The 13,399-nt window shown below is 36.5% G+C and carries 15 protein-coding genes; 9 read left to right on the forward strand and 6 right to left on the reverse strand.

The window, feature by feature from the left end:
- Window position 1 precedes the first annotated feature (1 nt).
- From HL41_RS05410 to HL41_RS05420, 3 genes are read left to right on the forward strand one after another with little or no spacing between them, the layout of a single operon-like run.
- Window positions 2–760, forward strand: a complete 759-nt coding sequence (locus HL41_RS05410; RefSeq protein WP_038062869.1) for an ATP-binding protein — start codon at window positions 2–4, stop codon at window positions 758–760.
- A gap of 1 nt (window position 761) precedes the next feature.
- Entirely contained in the window at window positions 762–2,231 is a 1,470-nt protein-coding gene (gene cysS / locus HL41_RS05415; RefSeq protein WP_038062865.1) for a cysteine--tRNA ligase, read from the forward strand.
- A 1-nt stretch (window position 2,232) separates the two neighbouring features.
- On the forward strand, window positions 2,233–2,739 hold the full coding sequence (locus HL41_RS05420) for a CvpA family protein (RefSeq protein WP_022855368.1): 507 nt from the start codon (window positions 2,233–2,235) through the stop codon (window positions 2,737–2,739).
- On the opposite strand, the gene hisB is transcribed toward HL41_RS05420, so the two are convergent.
- The 6 genes from hisB to HL41_RS09995 form a co-directional block, all read right to left on the reverse strand.
- Window positions 2,736–3,320, reverse strand: coding sequence for an imidazoleglycerol-phosphate dehydratase HisB (gene hisB / locus HL41_RS05425; RefSeq protein WP_038062862.1), 585 nt, complete (start codon window positions 3,318–3,320; stop codon window positions 2,736–2,738). The two genes, HL41_RS05420 and hisB, sit on opposite strands and share 4 nt — an antisense overlap.
- 19 nt (window positions 3,321–3,339) lie before the next feature.
- Window positions 3,340–4,146 carry a tRNA pseudouridine(38-40) synthase TruA gene (truA, locus tag HL41_RS05430; RefSeq protein WP_051754522.1) on the reverse strand — a complete coding sequence of 269 codons (807 nt, stop codon included), beginning with the start codon at window positions 4,144–4,146 and terminating at the stop codon, window positions 3,340–3,342.
- Between the two features lie 2 nt (window positions 4,147–4,148).
- Entirely contained in the window at window positions 4,149–5,183 is a 1,035-nt protein-coding gene (gene argC / locus HL41_RS05435) for an N-acetyl-gamma-glutamyl-phosphate reductase (protein WP_038062859.1), read from the reverse strand.
- Window positions 5,184–5,243: 60 nt separating this feature from the next.
- Entirely contained in the window at window positions 5,244–5,633 is a 390-nt protein-coding gene (gene rpsI, locus HL41_RS05440; RefSeq protein ID WP_038062851.1) for a 30S ribosomal protein S9, read from the reverse strand.
- 14 nt (window positions 5,634–5,647) lie between these two features.
- Window positions 5,648–6,094 carry a 50S ribosomal protein L13 gene (gene rplM / locus HL41_RS05445; RefSeq protein ID WP_038062849.1) on the reverse strand — a complete coding sequence of 149 codons (447 nt, stop codon included), beginning with the start codon at window positions 6,092–6,094 and terminating at the stop codon, window positions 5,648–5,650.
- Between the two features lie 505 nt (window positions 6,095–6,599).
- Window positions 6,600–7,019 carry an IS110 family transposase gene (locus HL41_RS09995; protein ID WP_081642256.1) on the reverse strand — a complete coding sequence of 140 codons (420 nt, stop codon included), beginning with the start codon at window positions 7,017–7,019 and terminating at the stop codon, window positions 6,600–6,602.
- A gap of 252 nt (window positions 7,020–7,271) precedes the next feature.
- On the opposite strand from HL41_RS09995, the gene HL41_RS05455 reads away from it, so the two are divergent.
- The 6 genes from HL41_RS05455 to tatC all read left to right on the forward strand — a co-directional run bounded on the left by HL41_RS05455 (window position 7,272) and on the right by tatC (window position 13,385).
- Window positions 7,272–8,018, forward strand: coding sequence for a slipin family protein (locus HL41_RS05455; RefSeq protein WP_038060246.1), 747 nt, complete (start codon window positions 7,272–7,274; stop codon window positions 8,016–8,018).
- A gap of 100 nt (window positions 8,019–8,118) precedes the next feature.
- On the forward strand, window positions 8,119–8,343 hold the full coding sequence (locus HL41_RS05460; RefSeq protein ID WP_022855360.1) for a DUF465 domain-containing protein: 225 nt from the start codon (window positions 8,119–8,121) through the stop codon (window positions 8,341–8,343).
- Between the two features lie 69 nt (window positions 8,344–8,412).
- A complete protein-coding gene (gene ilvB, locus HL41_RS05465; protein ID WP_038060243.1) occupies window positions 8,413–10,104 on the forward strand; it encodes a biosynthetic-type acetolactate synthase large subunit in 1,692 nt (563 codons plus the stop codon).
- A gap of 19 nt (window positions 10,105–10,123) precedes the next feature.
- Window positions 10,124–10,621 (forward strand): acetolactate synthase small subunit, encoded by a 498-nt coding sequence (gene ilvN, locus HL41_RS05470; RefSeq protein ID WP_038060241.1) that lies wholly within the window; start codon window positions 10,124–10,126, stop codon window positions 10,619–10,621.
- A gap of 77 nt (window positions 10,622–10,698) precedes the next feature.
- On the forward strand, window positions 10,699–12,642 hold the full coding sequence (locus tag HL41_RS05475; protein ID WP_051754523.1) for a transketolase: 1,944 nt from the start codon (window positions 10,699–10,701) through the stop codon (window positions 12,640–12,642).
- Window positions 12,642–13,385, forward strand: coding sequence for a twin-arginine translocase subunit TatC (tatC, locus tag HL41_RS05480; RefSeq protein ID WP_051754524.1), 744 nt, complete (start codon window positions 12,642–12,644; stop codon window positions 13,383–13,385). Before HL41_RS05475 ends, tatC begins: the two co-directional genes overlap by 1 nt.
- Window positions 13,386–13,399 lie beyond the last annotated feature (14 nt).

A 13,399-nucleotide genomic window follows, 5' to 3' on the forward strand; every position in this document is an offset into this window, starting at 1 on the left:
AATGTCCGTTAAAATTTCGTTAGTAGGTAAAGGAGGAACAGGGAAAACCACCGTCTGTGCTTTGCTTATTAATTACTTAATAGAAAAAAACTTTACCCCCTTTTTAGCCGTAGATGCAGACCCTAATTACAACCTAAACGAGCTTTTAGGAATTAAAGAGTTCAAAACCTTAAGTGAAATAAGAGAAGAGATTCTTGCTCATAAAGTACCTGAGTTTATGTCTCGTTATGAATTCGTTGAGATGAAAATAAACGAAATTTTAATAGAAAATCCAGGCTTTGAGCTTTTAGTAATGGGTTATCCTGAAAAAGCGGGTTGTTATTGTCCTATACACTCTTTTCTTTCCCAAGCTTTAGCCAGGTTGTTTAAAAACTATCCATACGTGGTTATAGACAACGAAGCAGGCATGGAGCATCTTTCTAGGTTAAACCTAACTCAAATGGACCATCTTATCATCGTTTCAGACCCAAATCCTCGAGGAATACTTACAGCCGAAAGGATTTGGAAGTTAGTACAATCCCTTAAGGTTGAAGCCAAAAAAATCTGGCTGTTAATAAACAAAGTGTCAACTGACATGGAAGAAGAGATAGAAGAATTGGTTAAAAAAAATATAAAAGAACCTCAGATTAGTCTATTAGGATTTTTACCAGAAACAAATACTTTGGTTGAGTATGAGTTAAACTCTTATCCTGTTTTTGAATGGGATCAAAATTTTAAAACCCAAGCCTACCAAATTTTCGATAAACTCTGGGAGCAGTAAGATGAAAGAAAAAACCTTAAGACTTTACAACACGTTAACCAAAAAATTGGAGAAATTTTCCCCTTTAAACCCCCCAAAAGTAACGATGTATGTGTGCGGTATTACTGCATACGATTCTCCTCATTTAGGACATATACGATCTGCTGTGGTCTTTGACGTTTTAACTCGAGTACTAACCTATTTAGGATATGAAGTAGTTTATGTAAGAAATATTACAGACATTGACGATAAAATCATCAATCGATCCAACCAGGAAGGTATTTTCTGGAAAGATTTGGTAGAAAAATATGTTAAAGAATATGAAACAGCCGTTGAAAAACTGAATTTATTAAAACCTACTTATACCCCTAAAGCCTCAGAACATATTCCAGAAATTATCAGTCTTATACAAATTTTAATAGAGCGGGGGTTAGCTTATCAAAGTAACGGAGATGTTTATTTTAGAGTAGAAAAATTTCCTTCTTATGGAAAACTCTCTGGGCGAAAAATCGAAGAGTTGCTTTCTGGGGTAAGGATTGAGGTTTCAGAAAAGAAAGAGAATCCTTTAGACTTCGCTTTATGGAAATCTGCCAAGCCAGGAGAACCTTTCTGGGAAAGTCCTTGGGGATTAGGACGTCCAGGATGGCATATAGAATGTTCTGCCATGGCACTAAAATACCTTGGAGAAACCTTAGACATACATGGAGGTGGACTTGATCTAATCTTTCCCCATCATGAAAACGAGATAGCCCAAAGCGAAGGGGCTACAGGAAAACCTTTTGTCAGATATTTTGTCCATCATGGTTTGATAACCATAAACGGAGAAAAAATGTCTAAAAGCCTGGGAAACTTTGTAACTATGGAATGGCTTTTTGAACGTTTCCATCCAGAGGTCATCAAAACCTTTCTTCTTTCCATGCATTACAGAAGTCCCTTAGACTATTCCGAAGAAAGCCTGAAAAACACAGAAAAAGCTGTGTATGGATTTTATGAGACTTTATACTGGGCCGAAAAAGTACAAAGCTTAAAGGAGGGACTCCTTTCAGAAAAAGCAAGACGTTTAGAAAAAACATATCAAGAATTTAAAACTAAATTTATCTCTGCCCTTTTAGAAGACTTAAATACAGCTATGGCCTTGGGATATCTTTTTAATTTGGAAAAAGAACTTTACAACTTTGTAAGTAAAACTCCTCAACTTACGTCTGAAGAAGAAATTCTGGTTAAAAGCATCGCTAAAGACGTAAGAAACGAAGCCTCCAAACTTTTAGGACTTTTCCAAACTGACCCAATTTCTTTCTGGAAAACTGAAAGAGAAAAAAAACTTAAACCTTTAAGTTTAACCTTAGAAGAAGTAGAAAAATTAGTCAGAGAAAGAGAAAAAGCAAGAAAAGAAAAAAACTTTCAGCAAGCAGACCGGATAAGAGAAGAGCTACAGAAAAAAGGCATCATTCTAAAGGACACAAAAACAGAAACCTTTTGGTGGGTAGAATAAAATGATATGGTTTGACTATGTAGCCTTAGCTATTTTAAGTTATTTTACAATAAGAGGTTTTTTGTCAGGTTTTGTAAAAACCATAGCCTCTCTTTTAGGGATGGTGATAGCCTTTCTTTACTCAGGATGGCTTTCTATAAAAATAGCACCCTTTGTAGGGAGTATCACCACCTCAAACCCCAAAGTTCTTCCCATCCTAAGTTTTATCTTATCCTTTGCTATGATCTATCTAAGCTTTGTGTTAGCAGGGTTTCTTCTATCAGTCTTTTTGGGTAAATTAAACCTTACGCTGGCAGATAGAATTTTAGGAAGTATATTAGGCCTTATTAAAGCCTCTCTTTTTATTACCTTTATCTATCTTCTCTTAGTAATTCCCTATCCACCCTCTAAAAATAACTTAAAGACTGCTTTAACCTACCCTATCGTAGAAAAAACCCTAAAAATTTCTTCACCCTTTATTCCTGAGAGCTGGAAAACTTTTCTTAAAAAAAGAGAAGTGTTAACTTAAAGGGTACCTTTAGTCGAAAAGACCTCTTGAGAAAGAGGGGTTAAAGCCTTTCTAAAAGCATGAGCTAAAGCTTTAAATATACTTTCGGCTATGTGATGAGAATTTTTGCCATAAAAATTTCTCACATGAAGAGTGAACCTACCGTTTACAACTAAAGCCCTTAGAAACTCTTCTATAAGCTCTACATCGAAACTTCCTATCTTTTCGGTGGGGAAGTTAACCAAAAAAACAAAATAAGGTCTCTTAGCAAGATCTATTACCACCTGAGTTAAAGCCTCTTCCATAGGGATGGTTGCTTCTCCATAACGGGCCATACCTCGTCTGTCTTCCAAGGCTTCGTCTAAAGCCTCTCCTAAGGTAATTCCTATGTCTTCTACGGTATGATGGTAGTCTACCTCAAGATCTCCTCTTGCTTCTACTTGAAGTTTGATCCCTGAGTGAAAGGCAAAAAGCTCAAGCATATGGTCTAAAAACCCTATCCCTGTGTTGATCACATTTTCCTCTAACCACTCTCCGGTTAAATCTAACCTTATTTCTACTTCAGTCTCCAAGGTATATCGCTTCTTTTCAACAGTTTTCATGTTTAACTCCTTACACAGATTAGATTTTAACCTCAAAAGGAGGATAACTCTCTAACACCTTAACGTCAAGATATTCAACCTTTTTCAGGATCAAACCTTGAGGAGGAGCAGGAGGTGGTGCTACTTTTCTATCTTTTGCGTTAAGGATGTTTTCGAAATCCTCTACCGTAAGACGCCCCTTTCCTACTTCAACCAAAGCTCCTACAAGGTTTCTCACCATATAACGCATAAAACCCCTACCCTCTATCGTAAAAACGATCATGTTAGAATTTTCTAATGACCTTTCTAAGGTTGCCTGATAAATCGTTCTAACCGTAGTTTTAACCTCTGTTCCAGCCTTTCTAAAACTGGCAAAATCTTTTTCTCCGATAATTAAAGGCAAACAACTTTTCATGGCTTCTAAATCAAGCGGCTCGGGCACCCACCAAGAATAAAGTCTCAAAAGAGGGTTTTTTATGGGATAATTATAAATCTGATAGACATAAGTTTTTTTATATGCATGCTTTTGTGCATGAAACTTAAAATCAACCTCCTCTACCTTCCAAACGGAAATGTCCTTAGGCAAGAGGCTGTTTAAAGCTTTAAAGATTATCTCTAAAGGCCTATCTGAAGTAGTCAAAAAATGAGCGACTTGATGAAGGGCATGAACCCCGGCATCTGTTCTCCCTGAAGCCTTCAACGTTACTTTATGTCCGAGGATCTTAGATAAAACCTCTTGGATGACTCCTTGGACCGTTGGCCCCTTAGGTTGTATCTGCCAACCTAAATAATTAGTTCCATCATAAGCTATAAACAATCGAATATTTCTTATGTTGACCTCAGCCATTTTTAAACAAACACAGGAGAAAAAGGAAGTCCTGTTTCTTCGGGAAAACCAAACATTAGGTTAAAATTTTGTAAAGCCTGACCACTTGCACCTTTAATCAAGTTATCAATCACAGAAGTGATAACCACAAAACCTCTTTTTTTGTCTTCAAAAAGGCCTATTTTGCAAAGGTTGGTGCCTTTAACTTCTTTAATCGTGGGGACTGTGCCTTCAGGAGCTAAACGTACAAAAGGTCTATTTTGATAAAAAGTTTGTAAACAATCTCTTAAAACTTTTACTGGATATTTAGCCCTCACATAGATCGTAGAAAAAATCCCACGGTTTATAGGTAAAAGATGGGGGGTAAAAACCACCTTTACCTCTTTTCTGGCAAACAAAGAAAGTTTTTCTTCTATTTCTGGATTGTGTCTGTGAGAAGCTATTTTATAAGCCTTAAAATCTTCGTTTACTTCACAAAAACTGTAATAAAGGTCTGCCTTTCTTCCAGCCCCTGAGGTTCCACTCTTTGAGTCGGCTATGATAAAATCAGTCTCTACAAGGTCTTCCTTAACCAAAGGAATTAAAGGTAAAAGTATAGAGGTTGGATAGCATCCTGGGTTTGCCACCAAATCTGCCTTTTTAATCTCCTCTGTAAAAACTTCGCATAACCCATAAACTGCTTTGTCATTAAGCTCTGGATAAACATAAGGCAGTTGATATGTTTCTTCAAACACCGAAATAGACTTAAACCTAAAATCTGCAGAAAAATCGATGACCTTTACTTTATGTGTTAAAAACTGATAAGCTAATTCTTGAGCCTTTCCAGCAGGGACACATAAAAAAGCCACATCTACCTTAGGGGCTATGTTTTCTACCACAGGAGCTTCAAAAACAAGATCTTTATATTTTCCACTCCAACGACAAACTTCTTCTAAAGACCTACCCTGATTTTCTCGAGAGGTGATAACTTCGATTTGAAGTCCAGGATGTTTTTCTACTAACCTTAAAAGTTCAAGCCCTGTATATCCTGTAGCCCCTATAATAGCTGCTTTTATCATAAAAGATAACTTGGATTTAAAAATTTAAAAGGGGCTACCTGAAGTAGCCCCAAATAGCCATTAACGTTTGGAGTACTGTTGACCTCTTCTGGCTCCTCTCAATCCATATTTCTTTCTTTCTTTTTCACGTGGATCGCGAGTGATAAAACCGGCTTTCTTAAGAACTACTTTTAAATCAGGAGAATATAAGACTAAAGCACGAGCTATTCCATGTCTTATGGCTTCAGCCTGAGCGGCCTTACCTCCACCTTTTACCGTACATTTTACATCAAACTTACCTAAGAGATTGGTAATTTTAAATGGGGCAAACAAAACATCTTCTGCTACGATATGGTCATAAAAGTATTCGTTATAAGGCTTATCATTTACAATAATTTGTCCTGTACCAGGATAAATCCATACCCTGGCCACAGCGGTTTTTCTTTTGCCGGTGGCGTAAATTCTTTCCATGTTCTACTACCTCCTTAAAGGTCCAAAGGTTTAGGGTTTTGAGCTATATGAGGATGAGTGGAACCAGCATATATTTTAAGTTTTTTAAGCAACTTTTTTCTCATCCTGTTACGAGGAAGCATCCTTTTTACAGCAAGAAGAATAACCTTTGCTGGATCCTTAGCTAAAAGCTGCTTAGCTGTCTCCAACTTTAAACCACCCATATAGCCAGTATGACGCCAATAAACCTTCTGCTCAAGTTTTTTACCCGTAAGTTTAACTTTTTCTGCATTGATAACAACTATAAAATCAGCTTGATCTACATGGGGAGTATAATCCGGACGGTTTTTTCCCTGTAAAAGAGTAGCTATTTTACTAGCTAATCTACCAAGCACTTTGTCTTTAGCATCCACTAAATACCATTCTCTTTTTACCTCTTCCTTTTTTACCCAAGGAGTTTGGGGGGTTAATACTGAAGACATACTTCCTGCCTCCTGCTTTTAAAAATTAAAAACGTAGTTTTATAACTTTATGCCAAAAATTCATTTTGTCAAGCAAAGCTTAGGGGTGTTCAATAAAATTTTTCTTTTTAGCAATATGTATCTTTTTTTTGTGATAAAGTTTTTTTTTATTCTTCTTTTAGGTTGGTCACTTCCTTAATTACTTCTTTCTTCTTTTTTTCTACCAATGATTTTTAAACTTTTGAAATAAAGTTTTTTGGGCAAATCTTTACCCTTGACCTTTTAATATTTTTATTAATAATTTTAAAATATATATGGCTAAAATTTGGCACCTCAAATTTACTTATTTTCTATCCGAGGTCTTTTATCTCAACCTTTATAAATTCCTTAAACCTTTTATCTGTTTAAAAAAACATAAAAATTGCAGAAGGATGTTAAGGAAGGAGAGGGTAAAGATGTTGAAATGTTTTTCAGCTTCGGGGAAGAGGACGGAGAGGGCATATTTGATTTGTGTTTTGGCAAAAGATCATTCTTTTTTGAGTTTTTGGATGAGACGAGAGAGGTTTCTCAGGTGATGATCTGGTGGGAGAGGATTAAGGAATTGGGGGTTAGAGTGAGCAAAAAGTGCAAGGATTTTAGCGTCTTTGGTATCAGACTTAGAGGGGTTGTTTGCGGAGAGGAACTGGAAGAACCTGTGAAGGATTTTTGGGTTGATAACAAAAGCTTGAATATCATTAGCAAGGAGAAAGTGATAAAGTGGGAGGAAGAATCTTCCAGTAGATTCCATGACTACGATAGGTTTAGGGTATTGTTTAAGGATGGAGAGAAGCTGAGAGAAACCTTCTTGAGACATAGGGAGGTGTTTGGAGAGGATAAAGGATTGTTGATGGAGGACAGCGATATTAAAAGTGTCTTTAGAGACATCAATACCGACGAAGTAATTCATGGGAGCACCTCCTTGTGTGGTGTTGTTGGTATAGTAAAAGTCCCTCGCTCCATCCTCCCATGTGGCAGAGGCTTAGGAAGCCTAACCAACTTATTGGGAGTTGAGGGACAGGGGGACAGACTCCTCTCGAGGCTTTTAAGCCTAAGAGTTATGGAGTCCTTGTCCCTCTTTATTTTGTTGTTGTCCATATTATTACTATACAACGCAACATATGTTAAGCAAAAACTAACATAAAAATTGCAGGAGGGTGTTATGAGTTTTACGTTAATTTTCATTGTTATTTTGATCTTACTGTTTTTACAAACCTCAGTAAAGGTAATTAATGAATATGAAAGGGCGGTAGTTCTTAGGTTAGGTAAATTTTTAGCGGTTAAAGGCCCAGGGCTGATTATACTCCTTCCAATCATAGATAAAATGGTAAAAATAGACCTAAGAACAGTTACTTTAGACGTTCCTCCTCAAGAGGTTATTACTAAGGATAATGTTTCTATTAGGGTAAGTGCCGTAGTATATTATAGGGTATTAGACCCAGAAAAATCTTTTCTTCAAGTAGAAGATTATCATTATGCTACCAGTCAATTAGCCCAAACCACCTTAAGAAGCATCTGTGGTCAAGCAGAGCTTGATGAAGTGTTAGCCGAAAGAGAAAAACTTAATCTAAAAATCCAAGAAATCCTTGATGCAGAAACAGAACCTTGGGGTGTCAAGGTTTCGAAGGTAGAAATTAAAGAAATAGACCTTCCAGAAGAAATGAAAAGGGCTATGGCTAAACAAGCTGAAGCTGAGAGAGAAAGAAGGGCCAAAATAATCAGCGCTGATGGTGAGTACCAAGCCTCTAAGACCTTACTTGAAGCTGCCCAAATTATGGCACAAAATCCAATAACCCTTCAACTAAGGTATTTACAAACTCTTACAGAGATTGCAAGTGAAAAAAATTCCACAATACTCTTTCCTTTACCTATTGAACTGTTAAAAGCATTAACAAATAACCCTAAATAAACCAAAACAATGAGTGGTAATTTCTTATTTTAAAGAATTTTTTCACATGATATATTTTTAAAAAATATGCATATTATCCTTTAAAAGGAGGGAGGTAAAAATGGACAAAGAGCTGGTTAAAAAATTTGCCGACAAATATCCAGAAATCAATGAGCTTCTTGAGAAACATCAGGAGATGGAAAACCAAGTAGCTGAACTTTCTCAAAAACCTTATCTTACCCCAGAAGAAGAGGTTAAACTTAAGGAACTTAAAAAGGAAAAACTTTATATTAAAGAAAAAATATATAAAATAATAAAAACAAAAGAAGGGATAGAGATAGACTAAAAATCTATATCATTTAAAAAAGTTTTTAAAGTTATATACTCTTTAGGAGGGATTGCTTTGGGTGCGATTATGACTGGTGCAAAAATGGTGATAGAAGCTTTAAAGCGAGAGGGAGTGGAGGTTCTTTTTGGATATCCTGGTGGGGCAATCTTAGATATTTATGATGAGCTTTACAAAACACCAGATCTAAAACATGTACTAGTAAGACATGAACAAGGAGCTACACATGCTGCTGACGGGTATGCAAGGTCTACAGGTAAGGTAGGGGTAGTTTTGGTTACTTCAGGACCTGGTGCTACCAACACGGTTACAGGAATTGCTACTGCTTATATGGATTCTATTCCGATAGTAGTACTAACTGGTCAAGTTCCTACCAGGTTAATCGGAAATGATGCCTTTCAGGAGGTAGATATTACTGGAATAACCAGGCCTATTACCAAGCATAATTTTTTGGTAAAACGTATAGAAGACCTTCCTACCATCATAAAAGCAGCCTTTTATATAGCAAAAACAGGAAGACCTGGACCGGTTCTAGTGGACATACCTAAAGATATTCAACAAGCTAAAGGTGAGTTTAATTACCCTGAAGAAATAAAACTAAGAAGTTACAATCCTGTTTACGAACCTCATATAAAGCAGATAGAAAGGGCTTATCAACTTTTAGAAAACGCAGAAAGACCTGTCTTGATGTTAGGAGGAGGGATAATTTCTGCTAATGCTTCTGAAGAAGCGAGGAAATTAGCTGAAAAATTAAAATTACCGGTGGTTATGACCCTGATGGGGTTAAGTGCTTTTCCTGGCGACCACGAACAGAGTTTGGGAATGTTAGGGATGCATGGTACCTACTATGCAAACATGGCAGTAGCCAACTGTGACGTACTCTTAGCCGTAGGGGTACGTTTTGATGACCGAGTAACTGGCAAAGTAGATGCTTTTGCACCTGGAGCAAAAATCATTCATATAGATATAGACCCAAGTTCTATTCAAAAAAACGTAAAAGTTGACGTTCCTATAGTAGCAGATTGTAAAAGGGCTTTAAAACGGTTATTAGAGTTTGTAAAACAAGGAGGAAAAGATAAAAAATACTGGGAAGAACGATTTACCGATTGGTGGGAACAGATTAACATCTGGAAAAGAAGGTATCCCTTGACCTACAAACAAGAAGGAGATTACATAAAACCTCAGTTTGTGATAGAAAAACTATGGGAACTTACTAAAGGGGAGGCTATCATCGCCACCGAAGTAGGACAAAATCAGATGTGGACTGCGCTTTTTTATAAGTTTAAACATCCTCGGTCGCTTATTACCTCAGGTGGATTAGGCACGATGGGATTTGGTTTCCCAGCAGCAATTGGAGCCCAAATAGGTAACCCTGATAAATTGGTAATAGATATAGCAGGAGATGGATCTATTCAGATGAATATTCAAGAATTAGCCACCGCTGTAGAGCAAAGACTTCCTATTAAAATCATCATTTTAAACAACGGGTTTTTAGGGATGGTCCGTCAATGGCAAGAACTTTTTTACGGAAAAAGATATTCTGCAGTTAAATTTCAGGTGATCCCTGACTTTGTTAAGTTAGCCGAAGCCTATGGAGCTGTAGGAATGAGAATAACCCGACCAGAAGAAGTTGAACCAGCGTTAAAAAAGGTTTTGCAAACGAATTCTTTGGTAATCCTTGACATCCATATTGCTCCAGAAGAAGGGGTCTTTCCGATGGTACCTGCAGGAAAGGCCACCACAGAAATGATACTTTTATAATATGGAAAAGGGGGAATTTATGGAAACCAAAAGATATACCCTTTCAGTCCTTGTAGAAAATACACCCGGAGCTCTTGCCAGAATAGCAGGACTTTTTAGCGGAAGAGGATTTAACATAGACAGCCTTTGTGTGGCCGAAACTTTAGACCCTACTCTTTCACATCTTACCTTGGTAACCCATGGGGACGAGCAAATATTAGAGCAAATCTTAAAGCAATTGAGAAGGCTTATAGATGTTTATAAAGTGGTTAACGTAACCGAAGAAGGAGATCACGTTGAAAGAGAAATGGCTCTTATCAAAGTAAAGGCTGAAAAGGAAAACAGAGATGAAATCTTTAGAATTTGTGAAATTTTTCGCTGTAAAATAGTAGACGTAAGTCCCAAAACCTATGTAATAGAAGTTACAGGTGATAGAGATAAGTTGGAAGCAGTGATAGAATTACTTAAACCTATGGGGATCAAAGAAATCGTAAGAACAGGAGTTATAGCTATCAGAAGAGAAAAAAAATCCGGTTAAAAATTAAGTCTTTCCTCTTGATTTTTCTATATCTCAAGTTATAAATGTTAATCAATTTTTACGGTTGAGGTGTCAAAATGCTTAAAATAGACATAAAACAGGGAAGTCTTACTGAAGAACAGATAAAATGGTTTGAAAAAGCTTTTAGAAGATGTGCTAGAAGGATTATTCTTTCTACTACTTTAGCAGGATGTGGGCATCCAGGTGGGTCTCTTTCTTCTTTAAGTTTACTTTTGGTAGTCTATTCTTTAGCTAAGGTTAACCCGCAAAATCCTAGGGCATTAGAAAGAGATAGAATCTTAATTAGCCATGGGCATATAAGTCCTGGGGTTTATAGTGTGCTTTGCGAATACGGCTTCTTTCCTGAAGAACCCTTTTTGATGGAATTCAGAAGGGCTGGTTCTGCTTTCGCAGGGCATGTAGAACAATCAGTACCAGGGGTAGAATGGAACACAGGTAACCTTGGTCAAGGCCTTTCAGCAGCCTGTGGTATGGCTCAAGCGTTAAAACTTAAAAATCTTTCTAATCTTGTGTTTTGTTTTATGGGAGATGGAGAACAACAAAAGGGTCAAGTAATCGAGGCCAGAAGATGGGCGGTTAAATTTAAACTTGACAATCTTATCACCTTAATAGACTATAATCAGTTACAAATAGGGGGCAAAATTTCTGAAGTAATGCCGCAAGATTTGAAAGCAGAAATAGAAGCCACAAAATGGAATGTATTAGAGATCGACGGACACGACTTTCAACAGATTTTTCAAGCACTCAAGGTTGCCATCGAAAAAAAAGTATCTAATCCTGAACATCCTACAGCTATCATAGCCCACACGGTGATGGGCAAAGGAATTTCTTTTATGGAAAATGATCCTAAGTGGCATGGGATGGCTCTCCCAGAAGATCTAGCTAAGAAGGCTTTAGAAGAGTTAGGGTTTGACCCTGGTGAACTTGATGTTTTAAAAGAAAAAAGAAAAACCTGGAACGTCAGTTTTCCACACCAAAATTATGATCCTCTACCAATAGAACTAAAAATCCCAGCTCCTACGATTTATCCACCTGAGGTTAATACAGATTGTAGAAGTGCATATGGTAAAACATTGTTAAATCTTGCTAAAGAAAACAATCCTCCAACAGGAACTCCCAAAATTTTGGGTTTAACCTGTGACCTTGAAGGTTCGGTAAAAATGACAGATTTTAAAAAATGGTCTCCTCAGGCTTTTTTTGAATCAGGAATACAAGAACATCATACAGCTTCTGTAGCAGGCGCCCTCTCTAAAGAAGGATTTTCAGTATTTTTCTCTACCTTTGGAGTGTTTGCGATAGATGAAGTCTACAACCAACTAAGAATAAACAGTATCAATCGTACAGCGTTAAAGGTGGTAGCTACTCACCTTGGAGCTGACGTAGGAGAAGATGGGCCTACTCATCAGTGTATAGATTATATAGGTCTTTTGTTAAATCTTTATGATTTTGAAATTTACATTACTGCTGACCCCAACCAAACAGACCATATCATAAGATATATAGCAGACAAACCTCGTAACATCTTCGTAGGAATGGGGCGGTCTAAACTGCCGGTGGTTACCAAGGAAGATGGAAGTCCTTACTTTGACGAAAATTATACCTTTATTCCTGGCAAGGCTGATTGGATAAGACAAGGTGATAAAGGAGTTATTATTACCTACGGTACGATGATACCTTATGCTTTAAAAGCTTGGGAAATTCTAAATTCTGAAGGAATTAAAGTAAGCCTTTTAAATGTAGCCTCTATAAGGCCTTTTCCAGAAAAAGACTTATTAAAAGCCTCTGAATTAAAAAATCTTATCATCGTAGAGGATCATCTGGTAGAAACAGGTCTTGGTACAAGGATAGCCAGTTTTTTTGGGCTCAAACAAATTAAAGTAAATCTTAAACTATTAGGACATAAAACTATTTGCTCCTCTGGTAAACCTTCGGAACTTTTTAAACAAGCAGGGTTAGACCCAGAAAGTATTGCTCATACCATGAAACAAATGTTAAAATAATGAATTCCCAGATTAAAGAAGTAGAGGAGAAAAAACTAAGTCTAATTGAACACTTATTAGAACTTAGAGCTTGTCTAATAAAGGCATTTATTGGTTGGGTTATTGCTTCTGTAATTGCTTATTTTTTAGCAGACCACATCATAGATTTATTATTAAAACCTTTAATGAAAGCTATACCTCAACAGAATTATGTATTTTTCCGTACCTTTCCTGAAGTTTTTGCTTCTTATCTTAAACTTTCTATAATAACAGGTTTTATTTTTGGTAGTCCTTATATTTTTTATCAACTGTGGTCCTTTATCGCCCCTGGACTTTATCCTCATGAACAAAAATGGGTAAAAACTGCAGTATTTTTAACCTCTTTTGCGTTTATTTTAGGAGACCTTTTGGCTTATTTCTTTTTTTTACCGTTTATTCTTAAATTCCTTTATTCTTTTGGGGAAAAATTTCTGGTTTTTAAACCTTTTTTAAAAGACTATATAAGTTTTTGTCTTCGTTTTTTTTTAATCATAGGGGCGGTGTTTCAAATACCATCTTTTATGGTTTTACTTAATCGGTTAGAAATAGTAAACTACGAAGGATTTAAAAAATTTAGACCTTATGCAATCCTTCTCGCCTTTTTTATAAGCGCTATACTAACTGGTGGAGGAGATCCTTTTAACCAAATTATTTTAGCCATACCCTTGACACTATTATATGAAACAGGTATAATTTTAATCAGGTTATTTAAAACACTTAAATAAAAAGGAGGCTTTCT

This window comes from Thermodesulfobacterium commune DSM 2178, from assembly GCF_000734015.1.
GTDB classification, from domain to species: Bacteria; Desulfobacterota; Thermodesulfobacteria; order Thermodesulfobacteriales; family Thermodesulfobacteriaceae; genus Thermodesulfobacterium; species Thermodesulfobacterium commune.